Annotated in this window: 2 protein-coding genes; both read right to left on the reverse strand. The window is 68.7% G+C overall.

The window, feature by feature from the left end; all coding sequences use genetic code 11:
• A partial coding sequence (locus ADL12_RS22610; RefSeq protein WP_062704517.1) for a TetR/AcrR family transcriptional regulator occupies positions 1 to 575 on the reverse strand: 575 nt, incomplete at its 3' end.
• A 40-nt stretch (positions 576 to 615) separates the two neighbouring features.
• On the reverse strand, positions 616 to 898 hold a 283-nt coding region (locus ADL12_RS22615), incomplete at its 5' end, for an SDR family oxidoreductase (protein WP_159053246.1).

Genomic DNA, 898 nt, shown 5'->3' on the forward strand with positions numbered 1-898 from the left:
CTGCAGATCATGCCGAGGAACTGTTCGGCCACTTCGGATGCCGACTGTGGCTGTCCGTCGGCCGAACGGAAGTCGAGTGTGCCGGCCTGGGCTTCGGCTTCCAGGTAGTCGCGGAGCCGGTCGAAGAAGGGTCCGCGGTCGATGGCGAAGCCGGTGCCGACGATGTCGGCGAGTTCCGGCATCTGGGGTAGTTCGGTGATGATGAGGCGGCACAGCGCCGCCGTGCCGGGCCGCGAGACCAGGCAGGCGTAGTCGCGGCCGATGTGGTCCAGACCGTACCGGGGATCACCGGGCGGGGGCGGTTCGGCGTACTGCACATCCAGCTGCCACTGTTCGGAGGTGACGGCCGCGAACAGCGCAGCCTTGGAGGGGTACCGCTTGAAGAGGGTGCCGGTGGAGACGCGGGCCTGCTTGGCGATCTGGGCCAGGGAGGTCTTGTCGTATCCCCGGGCGAGGAAGAGGTCGCGGGCGGCGCGGATAATACGCGCACGGTTCTCCTCTTTGATCTGCGCGTGATACCCGGCCCGGCACGCATCGCCACCGCTTTCCGCTCGGTCACGGTCCGCCACCGACATACCCACGCCCCTCGCCCGTCTCCCGGCCGCATCCTCGCTGTCAGAGGACGGTCTGGCCGCCGTCCAGGATAAGGTCCTGGCCCACCGCGAAGGCCGAGGCATCGGAGGCCAGGTACACGACGGCTTCCGCGACCTCCTCGGGCATACCCATGCGGCCCAGCGGGATGCCGGAGCTGATCGCCTCCACAACCGCCGCCTGCTGCGCGGGGTCCTCGATCCCGAGCTTGGAGTAGAGCGGGGTGTTCACCGGGCCGGGGCTGACCGCGTTGAACCGGATGCCGTGTGACCTGAGCAGGTCCGCGTTCCACGACCGCATCAGGGAG

Source organism: Streptomyces regalis (assembly GCF_001509475.1).
GTDB lineage: Bacteria > Actinomycetota > Actinomycetes > Streptomycetales > Streptomycetaceae > Streptomyces > Streptomyces regalis.